Genomic DNA, 16,731 nt, shown 5'->3' on the forward strand with positions numbered 1-16,731 from the left:
GTTCCGGGCGCGCGAGGTGGCGGCGGGTCGGCCAGACTGGGCGGATGGGAGGACGGCGCAGCGCGGGTCTGCTGCTGTACCGGCGGGTGCCGGACGGCGTCGAGGTCCTGCTCGGGCACATGGGCGGCCCGTACTGGGCGCGCCAGGACACCGGCGCGTGGACCGTGCCGAAGGGCGAGTACGGCGAGGGCGAGGACGCCTGGCACGCGGCGCGGCGGGAGTTCCGCGAGGAGCTGGGCCTGGCGCCGCCGGAGGGACGGGTGCGGGAGCTGGGCGAGGTACGGCAGAGCGGGGGGAAGACGGTCACGGCCTGGGCGGTGGAGGCCGGCCTCGACCCGGCGGCCGTGGTGCCGGGGACGTTCACGATGGAGTGGCCGCGCGGCTCGGGCCGTACCCGGGAGTTCCCGGAGCTGGACCGGGTGGCGTGGTGGCCGCCGGGACGGGCGCGGGCACTGCTGGTGGTGGCGCAGCGGGCCTTCGTGGAGCGGCTGGTGGCGGGGCTGGCCGAGGAGGAGGGCGTGACCGGGGTGTAGGCGGCCGGGGCGGGGGCACGGGGCTGGGCGGGGGCCGCGGTGCGCGGTCCCCGCGTCCGTTTGCGGGGTGCGTGGGCGGGCGGCAGGTTGGTAGGGACGTACGCCGCGCCCAGACCGCGGCGTACCGGAGCGAGAGGTGTGGGCATGGCGATCGCGACGGTGAATCCGGCGACCGGGGAGACCCTGCGGACGTTCGAGGCGCTGACGTCCGAGGAGATCGAGAAGCGGCTGGTGCGGGCGGAGGAGGCGTACCGCGAGCACCGGCTGACCTCCTTCGCGGACCGGTCGCGGCTGCTGCGCCGGGCGGCGGAGCTGCTGGAGGAGGACACACCGGAGATCGCCCGCACCATGACCCTGGAGATGGGCAAGACGGTGGGCTCCGCCCGGGCGGAGGCGGCCAAGTGCGTGAAGGCGATGCGCTGGTACGCCGACCGGGCGGAGTCGCTGCTCGCCGACGAGCACCCAAAGCAGGCGGACGTCGAGGACTCGGGCGCCGCGCGGGCCCGGGTGGTGTACCGGCCGCTGGGCCCCGTGCTGGCGGTGATGCCGTGGAACTTCCCGCTGTGGCAGGTGATCCGTTTCGCCGCGCCCGCGCTGATGGCGGGCAACGTGGGGTTGCTGAAGCACGCCTCGAACGTGCCGCAGACCGCCCTGTACCTGGAGAGCCTCTTCCGCCGCGCCGGGTACCCGGAGGGCTGCTTCCAGACGCTGCTGGTCGGCTCCGGCGCGATCGAGGGGATCCTGCGGGACCCGCGGGTGGTGGCGGCGACGCTGACCGGCAGCGAGCCGGCCGGGCGCTCGGTGGCCTCGGTGGCGGGCGACGAGATCAAGAAGACGGTGCTGGAGCTGGGCGGCAGCGACCCGTACCTGGTGCTGCCCTCGGCCGACGTCGAGCGCGCGGCGAAGACCGCGGTGACGGCACGGGTGCAGAACAACGGCCAGTCCTGCATCGCCGCCAAGCGGTTCATCGTGCACACCGAGGTGTACGACGTGTTCACCCAGCGGTTCACGGAGGCGATGCGGGCGCTCAGGGTGGGCGACCCGATGGACGACACCACCGAGGTGGGCCCGCTCTCCAGCGAGCGGGGCCGCAGCGACCTGGCCGAGCTGGTGGACGACGCGGTGGAGCGCGGCGCGGCGGTGCTGTGCGGCGGCGGCCGCCCCGAGGGGTACGAGGACCGGGGCTGGTTCTACGCGCCCACGGTGCTGGCCGGGGTGGACGCGACGATGCGCGTCCACCGGGAGGAGGCGTTCGGCCCGGTGGCGACGGTGTACCGGGTGGCCGGCCTGGACGAGGCGGTGGAACTGGCCAACGACACCTCCTTCGGCCTGAGTTCCAACGTCTGGACCCGCGACCGGCACGACATCGACCGCTGTGTGCGGGACCTGGAGGCGGGCGGCGTCTTCGTCAACGGCATGACGGCATCGCACCCCGCCCTCCCGTTCGGCGGCGTCAAGCGCTCCGGGTACGGCCGGGAGCTGGCCGCCGAGGGCATCCGCGAGTTCTGCAACGTGACGACGGTGTGGGAGGCGGACTGAGCCGGCCCGTGCCTTGCACGAAAGGGGTGCCTCCCGTCCGCTGCGGACGGGAGGCACCCCTTTCGTGCGCGGCGCGGCGGAGCGTCACCCCTCCCCCGGTGGCGGGGGCCGCCCCGGCGCCTACCGGGGGCGCGGCGATCCGGCCGTGGCCGCGGACCGGGCCGCCGTCGCCGGTGTCCACGCGGGCGCTGTCGAGGCCGCCCGTCGGATCGACGCCGGCGGTCCCGGCCGGCGGGAACGGGGTCTCGCGGCGCGCCGGGTCCCGGCGGGTCTCACGACCCGCTTCTGTACGAGGACGGCGCCGGCCGGGATGAGCGCGCCGAAGGCCGGCGTCACGATCAGGCCGGGACGGAGCCACCGCCGCCGGCCGGCCGTGGGCCCGCGGCAAGGGGCGCGGTTCCTCGGGAGTGCCGGCCTGATGGAGCCAGGCGTGCTGCCCGGGGTCGGCGAGCAGCCGGGCGAGGGCCGCCATGGCGTCGGCGTGGGCCGCGCTGACCTGCGCGGCGAGGGCGACGGCCAGGTCCACGGGAGCGCCGGCGTCGTGCCCCGCCACGACCGGCCCGGCCGTCCGCGCCGTGCCGATGCGGCGGACGGCGGGCGGAGGGCGGGGCGGGGGACGCGCCTGGGCGAAGGCGAAGCCGGGCGCGACCGTGACGTACGGACCCCCGCGACCACGTTCGGGTCCATCTCGTCCGTGTACGCGCGCGTGGTCGTGCCGTCCGTCACCAGGAGGTCGTCCGTTCCGCTCGGACGGGGCGCGCCAGTCGCGGACGGGGGCGCCCCGCTCCGGGACCGCACCGTGGCCGGACCGCCTCCGGACGCAAGAGCACACCGGGTGCCGCCACGCCCCGAGACCGGCCTGCGGGCGCCCGGGAGGCTGTGCGGTGGCCGGGTCCGGAGCGGGCGTGGGAAGGTCCGGGGTCGGCTAGGGTGAGCGTTTCGGTCGAGCGGGACAGGGGTGGAGCAGATGGCGGAGCGGTCGGCGCGCCGCCGCGTCCCGGTGCCCCCGTCCCCCACCGCCTCCCGGCTGGTGCTGGCGCTGGTCTGCGCCGTGTGGACGGTGATCCTCGCGGTGGCGGGCGCCTCGGTCGGCCTCCCGGGGCAGCAGCCCGCCGCCGGTGCTGCCGCCGCCGGGTTCGAGCGGGCCCTCCCGGCGCCGCCCGGGGTGCACACCCCGCCGTGGGTGCGGGTGCACGCGCCCACCCGCGAGCGGGCCGACGGACACACGGGGGGCGACGCCGAACTCGCCCCCGCCGCCCCGCCCGGCCCCGGCGAGGCCGCACTACTCACCCTCGCCTCGCTTCCGTCCGCCGGTCCCCGGCAGGCGGCCCGGCCCGGCCGTCTGCTGGACCGGCCGCGCCAGGAGCGGGCCCCGCCCGCCGCCGTACCCGGGCCCTGGTCGGCCCGGGGCCCGCCCTCCCCGCGGAGCAGTTGACGCCCCGGCGCCGCCCGGGCCCTGTACCCCAGGTACGCGGGCTCGCCGGAAGTGTGCCGTCCCGCCGTTGACCGAGCTTCCCGCGCACCCGGCCAAGGACCGCTGTGTCCCCGGGCGGTGCGGGCCGTCCGTGGAGTCCCCATGTCCCGACGTGCCACGGCCTGGCGTGCGCTGATCGCGTTCGCCGTCGTCGCCGTGTCCCTCTTCCTCGCCCTGACCACGCCTGCCCGACTCGGCCTCGACCTGAGCGGCGGCACCCGCATCGTCCTGGAGGCCCAGGAGGCGCAGGGCCGTAAGCCCGACGCCGAGTCGACCGACCGTGCCCTGGAGGTGCTGCGGCAGCGGGTGGACGCGCTCGGCGTCGCCGAACCGGAGCTGGTCCGCTCCGGCTCCGACCGCATCGTGGTGGAACTCCCGGGGGTCCAGGACCCCCGGGAGGCCGCCAAGGTGATCGGCCGCACCGCCCAGCTCACCTTCCACCCCGTCAAGGGCGAGACCACCTCCGCGGCGCCCAAGGCCGACGACGGCTCGCGTGCCCTCGCCGACCCGGACCGGCCCGACGCCTTCCTGGAGCTCGGGCCGCCCGCGCTCACCGGAGAGGGCATCGACGACGCCACCCCGGACTTCGACGCCACCTCGGGCGGAGGATGGGCGGTCGCGCTCGCCTTCGAGAAGAAGGCGTCCGGCGCCTGGGCGAAGCTCACCGGCGAGGCCGCCTGCGCCGCGCCCGGCGACCCGGGCCGGCGGGTGGCGATCGTGCTGGACGACCGGATCGTCTCGGCGCCCGGCATGCGCGAGACGGTGCCCTGCGGCACCGGGATCACCGGCGGCTCCACCCAGATCACCGGCGGCTTCGACGCCGAGGGCGCCCGCGAACTGGCGGCACTGGTCAAGGGCGGCGCGCTGCCGCTGCCGGTGGAGGTCGTCGAACAGTCGACCGTCGGCCCCTCCCTCGGGGCCGAGGCCATCCGGGCGGGCGCCTGGGCGGCACTGATCGGCCTGGCCTGCACGGCCGTCTTCATCACCGTCGTCTACCGCCTCCTGGGCCTGCTCGCCACGGTGGCGCTCTCCCTGTACGGACTCATCTCGTACGCCGCGATCGTGGCGCTGGGCGCGACCCTGACCATGCCGGGCATCGCCGGGTTCGTGCTGGCGGTCGGTATGGCGGTCGACGCCAACGTGCTGGTCTTCGAACGGGCCAGGGAGGAGTACGGTCAGGCGTCCCGGCGGCCGAAGGACCTGCGGCGGCCGCTGGCACGCGGGTTCTCCAAGGCGTGGAGCGCGGTCCTGGACTCCAACGTCACCACGCTGATCGCGGCCGGGCTGCTCTTCGTGCTGGCGTCGGGCCCGGTGAAGGGCTTCGGCGTGACGCTGGCGGTCGGCGTGCTCGCCTCGATGATCTCGGCGCTGGTCATCACCCGGATCCTCGCCGACTGGGCGCTGGGCCGGGGGCTGGTGCGGCGGCGCCCGCAGACGAGCGGGATGACCGGGAAGGGGCGGCTGCGGACCCGGCTGGAGCAGCGTCCGCCCCGGCTGATGCGCTTCAGCGGCCGCTGGCTGCTCGTCTCGGGCGGTGTGCTGCTGGTGGCGCTGGCCGGGCTCGGGGTGCGCGGGCTGGAACTGGGCGTGGAGTTCACCGGCGGCCGCCAGACCCAGTACGCCACCGAGCGCCCGGTGGACGCCGACACCGCGCGGGCCGCCGTGAGCGAGGCGGGCTTCCCCGAGGCGGTGGTGCAGCGCACCGACCAGGACGGTTCGTCGCTGGTGACGGTGCGCACCGGACCGCTGGAGGACTCCGAGGAGCGGCGCGTCCGGGCGGCGCTGGCCGAGCACGGCGGCGAGGTGACCGTCGAACGGGACGACATGGTCGGGCCGAGCCTCGGGACGGAGCTGCGGGACAAGGCGGTGCTGGCGCTGGCGGTGGCCGTCGGGGCCCAGCTGCTCTACCTGACCGTGCGGTTCCGGGGAACGCTGGCGCTGGCGGCCGTGGCGGCGATGGCGCAGGACGTGCTGCTGGTGGTGGGACTCTTCGCGTGGCTGGGCAAGCCGGCGGACAGTGTCTTCCTGGCCGCGCTGCTGACCGTGGTCGGCTACTCGGTCAACGACACCGTGGTGGTCTTCGACCGGCTGCGGGAGCTGCGCCGGCTGCGCCCCGGAGCGTCCTGGGAGACGCTGGGCGACCTCGCCGTCGGCCAGACACTGCCACGTACGGTCAACACCGGTCTGGGCGCGATCTTCGTGCTGCTGGCGCTGGCCCTGTCGGGCGGTGGCACGCTGACCGACTTCGCGGTGGCCCTCCTCGCGGGCATCGGGGTGGGCATCGCCTCCACCATCTTCACCGCGATGCCGCTGGCGGTACGCCTGGAGCGGCGCCGCCGCCCCTCGGCCTCGCCCGAGAAGCCGAACAAGCGGGTCCGGGAGGGAACGGGGGCCGTCGTCTGACGCGGTGTCACCCCTACGGCGGGGCGGGCCTGGTGCCCGCCCCGCCGTCGGCACGCGGGACGTGACGCATCTCACGTCACCGCCGGTGCACGGACTTCCCTGTTCCACCGTCTAGCCGACTGCCGGGGCCTGACCGCCCCGGCGGCCTGAGGACCCAGGGGGGCACCATGGACACCGTCATCCAGCAGTCTGTCGAGGCGCAGCTCGTCGCCGCCGCGCCCCGTATGGCGACCATCCCGGCGCGCCTGCGGTACGACCGCACCGAGCCGTTCGCCGTCACCATGACCTTTCCGGCGCGTTCGACGCTGGAAGGGGTCGAGGTCACCTGGTCGTTCGCCCGGGACCTGCTGACGGCGGGGCTCACCGGTGAGGCCGGGATGGGCGACGTGCGGCTGCGGCCGCACGGTGAGGACCAGGTGGTGATGGAGTTCCACGCGCCGGAGGGGACCGCTGTGGTGCGGGTGTGCGCGGAGGAGCTGCGCCGGTTCGCGGCGCGCACCGTCGCCCTGGTACCGCCGGGCCGCGAGTACCTCCACCTCGACCTGGACCGGGACCTCGCCCTGCTCATCCGCGACACGCGCTGACCGCGTGCGCGAGCCGCCGGGGCGCGCCCGCGCCCCGGCGGCGGAAAATGCCGTGGCTGCTCTCCCGGGCCCGCTCGTACCGTCGTGAGCGTTTCTGGCGCCGCCGGTCGCAGTGGGGCGTTGTACGTCTGAGGTCCTGGACACCGCCCGCGCGCCCGCGGCGTGCGCAGTGCCGTGTGCGACCTCGGCGTTCGAGCCGTCCGCCCGTCCGGCCCTTCCCACGTGACCGCCTCCGGCCCTGAGGGCCGCCGCGGCGCGTCTCCGGTGCACCAGCCCGCGCCGCCCTTCGCGTCGCCCCCTTCCGTCCGTGTCGCACGACGACGCGTCAGCAACCGCGAGGCCGCCATGTCGACCATCGCACCCACCTGTGCCGACCTCGGATTCTCCGGGCCCGGCGGGACCCGGGTCCTGGACGGCTTCCATCTCAGCGTCGGCCCCGGCCGCACCGGGCTGACCGGCGACAACGGCTGCGGGAAGTCCACCCTGCTCAAACTCGCCGCCGGGGCGTGACCCCGGCCTCCGGCACCGTCCAGGTCTCCGGCGAGATCGGCCACCTGCCGCAGCACGCCACGCTCGACACCTCCGTGCGGGTCGACGAGACCCTGGGGCCGACGCGGTCCGGGCCGCGCCGCACGCCGTCGAGGCGGGCGACACGGCCGAGGAGCACTGCGCGACCGTCGGCGACGACTGGGACGTGGAGGAACGCGCCGTGGCCCTCCTCGCCTCGCTCGGCCTCGGCCTGGACCGCACCGTCGGCGAGGTGTCCGGCGGCGGGTCCGTACCGCTGCCGGCCCGGCCGCGCGCGCTGCTCCTGGACGAGCCGGCCCGCCACCTCGACCGGGCGAGCGTCCGGCAGCTCACCTCGGCCCTGACGGAGTGCCGGGGCGCGCTCCTGGTCGCCGCGCACGACCTGGAGTTCCTGCGGTCGCCGGGGATCACCCGCTGGCTGCTTCTCGACGGTGAGCTACGGGAACTGGCGGCCGGGGAGGTGGAGGAGGCGCTGAAGGGCTGACGCCGCGAGAGTGGCTCGGGAAGGTTCCGCGGACCCTGAGAACGGGGCCGCGAACCCTTTCCGTACCCACGTCCGGCCGGAAGCAGACGTTTGTGCGACCCCCGCTTTCGAGGGCTCTTTACAGCGGGCTTAACCTACGGGTTCGTAACCTACGTTTCCGTAAGTTGCATCATCGCAAGAACTCCCCGTCCCCAGGAGTCCCGCATGACCCTCACCACTCCCCACCTCGCCACGTCCGGCGGATGGACCGACGCCCAGTTGCTGCACGCACTGGAGGAGGTCGTGGAGAAGGAGCTCAACCGCCATCTGAAGGTGGCCAAGGACTGGATGCCGCACGACTACGTGCCCTGGTCCGACGGCCGCAACTTCCCCGGCTTCTTCGAGGACGGCGAGGCGTGGGACAAGGAGCAGTCGCAGGTGACGCCGATCGGCCGCACCGCACTGATCGTCAACCTCCTCACGGAGGACAATCTGCCGAGCTACCACCACGAGATCGCGTCGCTTTTCGGCCGCGACGGCGCCTGGGGCACCTGGGTGCACCGCTGGACCGCCGAGGAGGGGCGGCACGGCATCGTCATGCGGGACTACCTGCTGACCTCGCGGGCGGTCGACCCCGACGAGCTGGAACGGTTCCGGATGGCCCACATGAGCGAGGGGTTCGAGTCGGACAACCGGCACTCGATGCTCCACTCGGTCGCCTACGTCGCCTTCCAGGAGCTGGCCACCCGCATCTCGCACCGCAACACCGGCCACCAGTCGGGCGATCCGGTCTGCGACCGGATGCTGGCCCGGATCGCCACCGACGAGAACCTGCACATGGTCTTCTACCGGAACCTGCTCGGCGCCGCCTTCGAGCTGGCGCCCGACCTGACCATGCAGGCCGTCCGCGACGTCGTGGTCAACTTCCGGATGCCCGGTCACGGAATGCCCGGTTTCGAGCGGGCCGCGGCGCAGATGGCCATCGGCGAGGTCTACAACCTGCGCATCCACCATGACGACGTGATCCAGCCCGTGCTGCGGTTCCTGAAGGTCATGCAGATCGACGGCCTGGGCCCGGAGGGTGTGCGCGCCCAGGAGGAGCTGGGACTGTACATGGGCGGGCTGGACGCGGAGGCCGCCAAGTTCGACGAGCGGCTCGCCGCCCGCAAGGCGCGGATGCGGGCCCGCGCCGACCAGGGCTGAGTCGACGGGCCGGAACACGTGCCGTCCCGCCCGTACGGCTGCTGCCGGTACGGGCGGGCGGGCGGGCGGCCAAGGGGCGGCGCGGACGGTCAGCGTCTGTCGCGCCGCATCCGTTCGCGTTCCTTCTCGGAGAGCCCGCCCCACACGCCGAAGCGCTCGTCGTGGGCGAGGGCGTAGGCGAGACAGGCCGCCCGCATGTCGCAGGCCTCGCAGATGAGCTTGGCCTCACGCACCGAGCTGCCCGGCTCGGGGAAGAAGAACTCTGATCCGGTCTGTGCGCACAGCGCCTGCTCCTGCCAGGCGAGATCGTGCGCGGCCGTACTGTCGATCCGCATGGGGCGATGATGACGGCCGGGGAAAAACGACTCGTCAACGTCTGATCAACGCGGCCCCCGGACCCGCTTCACATGTCGGGGCGGGACTGGGGCGGCAGCGGCTTCAGCACCGCGAAGCGGGCGCCCCACGGGTCGCCCAGCTTGGCGAGCCGGCCCACCCCCTCCAGATCCGTCGGCTCCATTCGTACGCTGCCACCCTGCTCCCGCGCACGGCGGCACACCGCGTCGGGGTCGTCGACGGCGAAGTACGGCAGCCAGTGGGCGGCGGAGCCGCGCTCGATGCGCTCGGCGAGGTCGATGAGGCCGCCGAACATCCGGTCCTCCCCCTCCCCGGCGGGGCCGACCGTGGTGTAGCTGCCCCCGGAGTACGGGACCTCGTAGGTGTTCCAGCCGTAGACGGAGCGGTAGAAGTCGACGGCGTCCTCGACGGTGGGCCCGTAGTGCTCGACCCAGCAGAGGGCGTTGTCCTCGCCGACCACGCCGAGGCCCTCGGTCGTGCCGGGCTGCCAGACGCCGAAGGCGGCCCCCGCCCGGTCGTTGAAGAGGGCCAGGCGGCCCTGGTCGTGGACGGCCATGGGACGGAAGGAGACGTGGCCGCCGGCTGCGCGGACCGCGTCGGCGGTGGCGTCGGCGTCGGCCGTCCGGAAGTACACGGTCCAGGAGGGCGAGGACCGCTCGACCGAGATGTGCATGGCTCCGGCGACGACCCGTCCGCCCAGCTCGAAGAAGCCGTAGCCGCTCGCCTCCGGCCGCTCGGAGGGGCGGAAGGTCCAGCCGAACAGGGCGCTGTAGAAGTAGGTCGCCGCGCCGGGGTCGGGGGTGCCGAGGTCGAGCCAGTTCGGCACCCCGTCGACATAGCGGGTGGTGAGCATGGGTGAGCTCCTTCGTCGGGCCCCGCCGTCGTCACCGGGCCCCTCGCGTGGTCCTGCCACGAGTCTGGCACCGGGGTGCCGGGCGCGCCGCCCGGAAGGCGCCGAACGGGAGGGTGCGGCGGCGTTCAGTCGTCCTCGGCCCGCAGGTGGGCCAGGACGGCCAGGACACGGCGGTTGCCCTCGGCCGGGTCGAGGTCCAGCTTCATGAATATGTTGCCGGCGTGCTTCACCACGGACGCCTCGGTGATGTGCAGCCGCCGGGCGATCGACTGGTTGTTGCGCCCCTCCGCCATGACGGCGAGGACCTCGCGCTCGCGCGGGGTGAGGCGGCTCAGCGGCCGGCTCGCCGTCCGCTGCGCGAGCAGCACCCGGACCACCTCGGGGTCGACGACCGTCTGCCCGTCGGCGACCCGCCGCAGGCTGTCCATGAACTCCGCGACCTCGCCCACCCGGTCCTTGAGAAGGTATCCGAGCCCGCCCCCGTCCCGGCCACCGCCGAGCAACTGGGTGGCGTACGCCGTCGCGACGTACTGGGAGAGGACCAGTACGGGCAGCCGCTGGTGCCGCGAGCGCAGCGCGAGGGCGGCCCGCAGGCCCTCGTCACGGTAGCCGGGCGGCATCCGGACATCGGTGAGGACGATGTCGGGCCGGTGCTCGTCGACGGCGCGGGCCAGCTCCGTGGCGTCGCCGACCGCGGCCACCACCCGGTGGCCGCCCCGGTCGAGGAGTTCGGCCAGGCCCGCCCGGAGCAGGACGGCGTCCTCGGCGAGGACTACACGGAGCACGGGACCTCCACCCGGAGCTGGGTCGGACCGCCGGCCGGGCTGGAGACCGACAGCCGGCCCCGCAGGATCGCGAGCCGGTCCGCCAGCCCCGTCAGACCGGTGCCCGCGGCGGGATCGGCCCCGCCCCTGCCGTCGTCGGTGATCAGCAGGAGGAACCGGCCCCGGGCCATTCTCCCCTCTATCCCGATCTTCGTGGCACCGCTGTGCTTCACCGCGTTGGCCAGCGCCTCCGTCACCGTGAAGTAGGCGGTCGTCTCCACCAGGGCGGGCAGCCGGTGCGGCAGGTCGATGGCGACGGCGACCGGGACGGGGACGCGCTCGGCGATCTCGGCCACGGCGGCGGCGAGCCCGTGGTCGGTGAGCACCTGCGGGTGGATGCCCCGGATCAGGTCCCGCAGCTGGCCCAGCGCGCGCAGGGCCTCCCCCCGGCCCCGGGTCACCAGCGCGGCCGCCCTGGAGTCGGTGTCGGCCAGTTCCATCTCGGCGAGCCCCAAGGTCATGGTGAGCGCCACCAGTTGCTGCTGGGCGCCGTCGTGGAGGTCGCGCTCGATCCTGCGCCGTTCGGCCTCGAAGGCGTCGGCGAGCCGCACCCGGGAGCGGGTCAGCTCCAGGACGCGCCTGGTCAGTCCGGAGTCGCGGGGGCCGAGCAGGAACCAGGCCGTACGCACCTGCGCCACGGCCAGCCAGCCGGCGGCGTAGGCGGCCAGGGCCAGGCCGGCGGCGCCCAGGAGGGTGAACGGCCAGGCGGAGAGCGGTCCGGGGATCGCCTGGCCGGGGATCACCATGACGGTCTCGGGGGCGAGCGCCCACACCACCACGGGGGTCGCAAGGAGGATCGCCGAGAGGCCCGCGAGGGCGAGCACGCCGAGCCCGGCGCAGGGGAAGACGGTCGCCAGGAGGGCCGCGTACCCCAGTTCACGCCAGGTGGCGCGTTCCCCGACCCGGTGGCGCAGCCGCCGCCAGGGGTCGTGGGCGGCGGGGGGTTCGTGCGGGTCGGCGAGCGCGGCCGGCTCCACCAGCCGCAGCCGCCGCCGTTCCACCGCCGCCACGCGGATGCCCAGCGGCGGAACGGCAGCCAGGACCAGCAGGCCCACCCCCACCGCCGAGAGCACGACGCCCAGTGAGACCGCCGCCACGAGGAGCGCCAGCACCACCGCGCCGAACAGCACCCCGCCCAGCACGTGCAGCCAGCAGCGCAACGGCCAGGCGGACAGCAGGAACCGCCCCGGGCTGCGCAGCGCCACCCGGACGGCCGGGTGGCGCCGCTCCGCCGCACCGGACGCCCCGCCAACGCCCTCCGTGACGCTCATCCGCCCCCTCTTCCCCTGTCCGCCGGTGCCCCCACCCGGTGTCCCCGCCGCACTCGGGCGCCGACGACGGCCACGACCAGCGGCTCTGCCGCATCCGCGAGCACGGCGGTGCCCGTGATCGCGAGGGACTCTAGCCAAGCGGGGCGGCGGATGTCGGTAGGGGAAACCCCACCATGAAGCGTCGACCTGGCCGTCATGACCTCGCCGGGGCTCCCGACTGCAATGGACGGGTGCCGAATCGACAGGTGGGAACAGCGACGACCGCGCCCGTACAGCGGGGCGGCCCCGGTACCGGACTCCGCCGCCGAGCCCTCGGCGGGGGGCGGCGGCTCCGGGTGGCCGGCTGGACGGGGGCCGCGGTGTGGGCGGCGGGGCTGGTGGCGTTCTCCACCCTGCCGCCGCACCGCCTCTGGGGCGCCTGGGCCGCCGCGGGCTATCTGGGCGCGTCCCTCGCCGCCGCCCTGCTGCGCGGCCCACGTGCCCGCACGGTCGCCCTCGTCTCCGCCCTGTCCGGCGGGGTAGCGGTGCCCTTCGGCCACCTGCTCCTCACGGGACGGGCGCAGAGCGAGGTCGGGGTGATCGAGCGGTCGGCCGCGCTGCTGCTGCACCACGGCACGCCGTACCTGGCGCACCCGCAGGCCGTCACCGACTACAACCCGTACCTGCCCGGGATGGCGCTGTTCGGGCTTCCGGCGGCGCTGCTCGGCGACGGCGGCGCGGTGGCCCGGCTCCTGGGGGACGCCCGGCTGTGGTGCGCGGTGGTCCTGCTGGTCTGCCTGGCCGGCGGGCGGGCGGTCCTGCGGCGAGGAGCGGACGGCGAGGCGGCCGGGCCGGCGAGTGCGGGCGGCCTGCTCGTCCTGGTCGCCTCCCCGCTGGTGGCCCTCCCGCTCTGTGTCAGTGGTGTGGACCTCCCGCTCACCGGGCTGTGCTGGCTGGGCCTCGCGCTCGCCACGCGCGGGCGGGCCGGGGCGGCGGGGCTCGCCCTGGCCGCCGCGTGCGCCCTCAAGTGGACGGCGCTGCCCGCCGTCGCGGTCGCCGCCGCGCTGCTCGCCGGTACCCGCGGCGGCAGGTCGGCCCTGCGGTGCGCGGCCGCCTGGTCGGCCGCGGTCGTGGCACTGGTCCTGCCCGCCGCCCTGGTCGCGCCGGGCCCACTGGTCGAGCAGGTCCTCGCGTTCCCCACCGGGCGCGCCGAGGTCGCCACGCCGGCGGCCAGCCCGCTTCCGGGTCGCCTGCTCGCCGAGTGGGGCCCGGCCGGCTGGTACGCGGCCGTGCTGCTGCTGTTGTGCGGCGGTGCGGCGGTCGCCCTCTCGCTCGTCGTGCGCCCGCCGGCCGGCTGCGTGGCCGCCGCCGACCGGCTCGCCGTCGGCCTGTGCGTGGCCTTCCTCTTCGCGCCGGCCGGCCGTTTCGGCTACTTCACGCTGCCGTTGCTGCTCGTCGTCTGGTCCCGGTCGGCCACGGGCACCCTTCCCGGAGCGGGCCACCGCTGGGCGCCGCTCCGGCGGGGCCGGACGGCCGGCCGGGGCGGGCGGCGCCCTCCGTGGCCGACGGCTCGGCCGCTTCCGGCCGGAACACGCCTGCCGTCTGGGGCCGCCCTTCGCGCACGGGGGACCACGGGCTCCCCGGACGAGGCGACCACCCCGGTCCGTGCCGCCCGCGCCCCGGCGCGAGCGCCGACAACCGTGGTTCCGGCCCTGGCCGTGCCCCCGCCCGCCCCACCCGGCGGCCCGCGGTGAGCGAACGCCTCCGCGTCGTAGGTCCCGCGCGGCGTGCGGGCCCCGCCACCCCACGCACGGCGTGCGCCCGCGGTACGCCGGCACGCCCGGCCCTCCGCACTGGCCCGGGGCCGGGCGCGAGAACGCACCGCCCCTCCCCGGGAAGCTCCCCCCGCTCCCCTCCCCTTCTCACGGAAGCAGCGACCATGGGCACCACACTCGTCGTCACCAACGACTTCCCGCCGCGTCAGGGCGGCATAGAGACGTTCGTCCACGCCATGGCCGTGCGGGTGCCGGGGGACGACGTGGTCGTGCACACCTCCTCGGAGCCGGGGGCGGCCGCCTTCGACGCCACGCTGCCGTTCCCCGTCTCGCGTGACCGGAGCCGGACACTGCTGCCCAGCCGCCGCACCACCGAACGCGTCCTCGCGCTGGTCCGCGAACACGGCGTGGACCGCGTCTGGTTCGGGGCGGCGGCGCCGCTGGCCGCGATGGCGCCCGCGCTGCGGCGGGCCGGGGTCGAGCGGATCGTCGCCACCACGCACGGCCACGAGATCTGGTGGGCGCGGGTGCCCGGAGCCCGGCGTCTGCTGCGGCGAGTGGGGGAGAGCGCCGACGTGGTCACGTACCTCGGCGGGTACACCCGCGACCGGATCGCCCCGGCGCTGGGCCCCCGCGCCCGGCTCAGCCGGCTGGTCCCCGGGGTCGACGCGGCAACCTTCCGGCCGGACCGGCCGGACGGGCGGGGCCGCGCGGTGCGGCAGCGGTACGGGCTTCAGGACCGCAAGGTCGTCCTCAGCGTGGCGCGGCTGGTCCCCCGCAAGGGGCAGGACGTGCTGGTCCGGGCCCTGCCACTCATCCGGCGCGCCGTCCCGGAGGCGGCCGTGCTCCTGGTGGGTCAGGGACCGGACGAACGGCGGCTGCGGCGGCTGGCCGACGCGTGTCCGGCGGGCTCGGTGGTCTTCGCGGGCGGGGTCGGACACGAGCGCACACCCGACTTCTACGCGGCCGCCGACGTGTTCGCCATGCCCTGCCGCACCCGTCGTGCCGGCCTGGAGGCGGAAGGGCTGGGAATCGTCTACCTGGAGGCGGCCGCCAGCGGTCTGCCCGTGGTCGCCGGGAACTCCGGCGGGGCACCGGACGCGGTGCTCGACGGCCGCACCGGAGCAGTGGTCGACGGCCGGGACGTGCGGGCGGTCGCGGCCGCCGTCGTCCGGATGCTGACCTCCCCGCAGGGCGCGGCCATGGGCCGGGAGGGGCGGCGCCGGGTGGAGCGGTCCTGGACGTGGGACGCCTCCGCGGAACACCTGACACGCCTGCTCACGCCGGGGAACGAAGCGGACCGGGCCGGTTGAGGCACCGCCCCGGTCCGGCGGAGGACGGGCCTCGGCGCCGCCGGGCGCGGAGCCCTCGCACGGTCCGGGGAGGGCGACGAGGCGGCCGCGCGGCACGCGCCGGCCGCCCCGGGGCCGAAACTCGTCGCCGGGCGAGGCGGCTCCGCGCGGACGACACCGGAACCGCACCACCACACGCACGCTCACCCACCATCGACTTTCAGCCGTTTGGAAAATATGAGAGCGCTCTCAACCTGATCCCTTGACGCGTTCATTCCACCCCGCAACAGTGGGGGCCAGCCGCAGCGGCCACCCCCCACTCCCCCCACGGCCCGGCGGCGTACCCCCACACGTACAGAGCCAGGAGGCTTCCGTGATCTCACGCAGAGTGTTCCTCACCGGTGTCGCGGGCGCGGCCGGAGCCGCCGCCGCCCTCGGCGTCCCGCAGCTCTCCGCCGCCACCACGCGGTCCCGGGCGGCGGCGCCCGAGACCTGCGAACTGGCGTTGCAGAACACCTCGTTGCCGGGTCAGGTCAACGCCTATGTGACCGGGCGCGAGCTGGCCACGGACCGCTGGATCATCCTCCGCGCCGACGGCAGCGTCTTCCGCCCGGACTCCCCCGCCGAGCCCAACACCCCGCTGCCCGACGACTGCGCGATCCCGCTGCCGTCGGCGGGCTCCGACCCGCTGGTTCTGACGCTGCCGCAGATGTACGGCTCGCGGGTGTACTTCGTCCGCGACGACACCCTGGACTTCTACCTGAACCCGGGCCCGTCCCTGGTGGAGCCCGCCTTCGCCTCGCCGGACGACCCCAACTACGGGCGCGTCTGGTCGTTCTGCGAGTTCACCTTCAACACCACGCAGCTCTACTCGAACATCAGCTACGTCGACCTGGTCACCGCGCTGCCGATCGGCATCACCCTGAAGGGCGACGGCACGCACGAGGTCGCGCCGATGCCGGACGGGGCCGTGGACCGGATCGCCGCCGACCTGGAGGCACAGGCACAGGCCGACGGACAGCCCTGGGACCAGCTGGTCATCCGGGGCGACGACGGCAAGGTGCTCCGGGTGGTCTCGCCGCAGTCCGTCATGGCTCCCTGGTTCGGCGAGCCCGACCGGATGCCGTTCAAGGACGTCTGGGAGCCGTACATCGACCAGGTCTGGGAGAAGTACCGGAACGAGGACCTGAGGATCGACCTCCAGGGCGGCCGGGGCGTGTTCACCGGCCGGGTCCAGGGCGACGTGCTGACCTTCAACGGCGGCCACGAGTTCCCCCGCCCGGTCTCGCGGGACATCTTCACCTGCGACCACGGCCCGTTCACCAACGACCCGAACGACTCGGACGAGAAGAAGGGGCTGCTGGCACGGCTCGCCGCCGGGTTCAACCGGAGCACCCTGCTGACCCACCCGGACCAGCCGGGCGGCGGTGCGGACGACTACTACCGCGACCCGGTCACCAACCACTGGTCGCGCGTGGTCCACGCCAACTCCCCCATCGGATACGCCTTCCCGTACGACGACGTGCGTCCCGACGGGGAGCCCGACGTCTCCGGCGCGGCACACGACGACAACCCGGTGCGGTTCACCGTGCGGGTCGGCGCCTGACACCACCCGCTCCCCGCGCCCGGGCGCGGCCCCTCACCGGGGCTGCCGCG

General features: G+C 75.2%; 13 protein-coding genes and 1 pseudogene. 10 read left to right on the plus strand and 4 right to left on the minus strand.

Annotated features, from left to right (window positions below; all coding sequences use genetic code 11):
• The first annotated feature begins 44 nt into the window (after window positions 1-44).
• The 7 genes and pseudogenes from Sdia_RS20845 to Sdia_RS20875 all read left to right on the plus strand — a co-directional run bounded on the left by Sdia_RS20845 (window position 45) and on the right by Sdia_RS20875 (window position 8,727).
• Window positions 45-533: an NUDIX hydrolase gene (locus Sdia_RS20845; RefSeq protein WP_100453663.1), complete on the plus strand. Its 489-nt coding sequence runs from the start codon at window positions 45-47 to the stop codon at window positions 531-533.
• A 144-nt stretch (window positions 534-677) separates the two neighbouring features.
• Window positions 678-2,072, plus strand: a complete 1,395-nt coding sequence (locus Sdia_RS20850; RefSeq protein ID WP_100453662.1) for an NADP-dependent succinic semialdehyde dehydrogenase — start codon at window positions 678-680, stop codon at window positions 2,070-2,072.
• A 967-nt stretch (window positions 2,073-3,039) separates the two neighbouring features.
• The gene (locus Sdia_RS20855; protein ID WP_100454350.1) at window positions 3,040-3,507 is read left to right on the plus strand and encodes a hypothetical protein; all 468 of its coding nucleotides are present in this window, start codon (window positions 3,040-3,042) and stop codon (window positions 3,505-3,507) included.
• Between the two features lie 141 nt (window positions 3,508-3,648).
• Window positions 3,649-5,949 carry a protein translocase subunit SecD gene (gene secD, locus Sdia_RS20860; RefSeq protein WP_115069265.1) on the plus strand — a complete coding sequence of 767 codons (2,301 nt, stop codon included), beginning with the start codon at window positions 3,649-3,651 and terminating at the stop codon, window positions 5,947-5,949.
• 167 nt (window positions 5,950-6,116) lie between these two features.
• Window positions 6,117-6,533 carry a spore wall synthesis regulator SsgD gene (gene ssgD / locus Sdia_RS20865; RefSeq protein ID WP_100453660.1) on the plus strand — a complete coding sequence of 139 codons (417 nt, stop codon included), beginning with the start codon at window positions 6,117-6,119 and terminating at the stop codon, window positions 6,531-6,533.
• Window positions 6,534-6,878: 345 nt separating this feature from the next.
• A pseudogene (locus Sdia_RS20870) lies at window positions 6,879-7,455 on the plus strand (ATP-binding cassette domain-containing protein); the annotation flags it as partial.
• Window positions 7,456-7,749: 294 nt separating this feature from the next.
• A complete protein-coding gene (locus tag Sdia_RS20875) occupies window positions 7,750-8,727 on the plus strand; it encodes an acyl-ACP desaturase (RefSeq protein WP_100453659.1) in 978 nt (325 codons plus the stop codon).
• A gap of 89 nt (window positions 8,728-8,816) precedes the next feature.
• Here the strand turns inward: Sdia_RS20875 and Sdia_RS20880 are convergent, their stop codons facing one another.
• From Sdia_RS20880 to Sdia_RS20895, 4 genes are all read right to left on the minus strand, one after another.
• On the minus strand, window positions 8,817-9,062 hold the full coding sequence (locus tag Sdia_RS20880) for a WhiB family transcriptional regulator (protein WP_100453658.1): 246 nt from the start codon (window positions 9,060-9,062) through the stop codon (window positions 8,817-8,819).
• Window positions 9,063-9,130: 68 nt separating this feature from the next.
• Window positions 9,131-9,934 (minus strand): VOC family protein, encoded by an 804-nt coding sequence (locus Sdia_RS20885; RefSeq protein WP_100453657.1) that lies wholly within the window; start codon window positions 9,932-9,934, stop codon window positions 9,131-9,133.
• A gap of 125 nt (window positions 9,935-10,059) precedes the next feature.
• Window positions 10,060-10,719 carry a response regulator transcription factor gene (locus Sdia_RS20890; protein WP_100453656.1) on the minus strand — a complete coding sequence of 220 codons (660 nt, stop codon included), beginning with the start codon at window positions 10,717-10,719 and terminating at the stop codon, window positions 10,060-10,062.
• Window positions 10,707-12,029 carry a sensor histidine kinase gene (locus Sdia_RS20895; RefSeq protein WP_185393575.1) on the minus strand — a complete coding sequence of 441 codons (1,323 nt, stop codon included), beginning with the start codon at window positions 12,027-12,029 and terminating at the stop codon, window positions 10,707-10,709. Before Sdia_RS20895 ends, Sdia_RS20890 begins: the two co-directional genes overlap by 13 nt.
• A gap of 230 nt (window positions 12,030-12,259) precedes the next feature.
• Between Sdia_RS20895 and Sdia_RS20900 the strand changes: the two genes are divergently transcribed.
• From Sdia_RS20900 to Sdia_RS20910, 3 genes are all read left to right on the plus strand, one after another.
• Complete coding sequence (locus Sdia_RS20900) at window positions 12,260-13,762, plus strand: glycosyltransferase 87 family protein (protein ID WP_229830333.1); 1,503 nt, start codon at window positions 12,260-12,262, stop codon at window positions 13,760-13,762.
• A gap of 185 nt (window positions 13,763-13,947) precedes the next feature.
• Window positions 13,948-15,096 (plus strand): glycosyltransferase family 4 protein, encoded by a 1,149-nt coding sequence (locus tag Sdia_RS20905; protein WP_100453653.1) that lies wholly within the window; start codon window positions 13,948-13,950, stop codon window positions 15,094-15,096.
• 367 nt (window positions 15,097-15,463) lie between these two features.
• Window positions 15,464-16,681 (plus strand): glycoside hydrolase family 64 protein, encoded by a 1,218-nt coding sequence (locus Sdia_RS20910; protein ID WP_181844107.1) that lies wholly within the window; start codon window positions 15,464-15,466, stop codon window positions 16,679-16,681.
• Window positions 16,682-16,731 lie beyond the last annotated feature (50 nt).

Origin of the sequence: Streptomyces diastaticus subsp. diastaticus (genome assembly GCF_011170125.1) — a bacterium.
Classification (GTDB): domain Bacteria; phylum Actinomycetota; class Actinomycetes; order Streptomycetales; family Streptomycetaceae; genus Streptomyces; species Streptomyces diastaticus.